The 755-nt window shown below is 48.2% G+C and carries 1 protein-coding gene; it reads right to left on the reverse strand.

Translation table 11 applies throughout. The annotated features are described in order from the left end of the window. On the reverse strand, window positions 1-755 hold a 755-nt coding region (locus tag R7040_RS26120; RefSeq protein WP_318097528.1), incomplete at both ends, for an AMP-binding protein.

Below are 755 nucleotides of genomic sequence, written 5' to 3' on the forward strand. Positions count from 1 at the left end.
TAATGTGTTGCTGAAAGGGCAAATCGATGCGTTGGATCTTTTGCGCTTGCAGCGTTAATTCAGGCGTTGTGCACGCTAATAACTGAGCTACATCATGTTCAATTTGATTTCGTTTGAGCTTGCTGTTATCCGTGTACCAACCAGAGATGGCTCGTGGGTTGTCTAGCAGCAATAAGGTTCGGATTTGAGCGTAATCGGGTAGGGTTCGGTTTAATGCATGAACCTTTGCTTCGACGTCTTCGCTATTGGCAATGACAGCACATAATGTTTGTTGGCTATCACCTGTAACGATCAGTGGCGTCATCGGCAAAAACGCCAACGCTTCTGATTCAATCCATTCCGGTGAGACATTTCTGCCGTATGCGGTGACGATAAGGTTCTTCTTGCGTCCTGAGAGAGTGACAAAACCTTGCGCGTCAATTTGGGCTAAGTCGCCAGTCGCTAACCATTCTTGAGTAAACGGCTCATTCAAATAGCCAAGAGCAACGTTGCCTTTGACGAGCAGTTCACCATCTTCCGCGATACGAATCTGAGTGTGCGGAAGCGGTTTGCCACACGTTCCTGCTTTAAATGCGGCTGGTGTATTCAAACAAACGACGGAGCCACATTCAGACAAGCCATAACCTTCAAACGCAGGGATGTTCAGCGCATGCGCGGTGTTAATCAGTTGCGACGACACTCTTGCGCCGCCAACAGCAACAAAATTTAGAGAATCCGCAAGAGAGGGCTGCTGTTTCGCGATATGAATGAGCGCA

Source organism: Vibrio sp. 1069 (assembly GCF_033340555.1).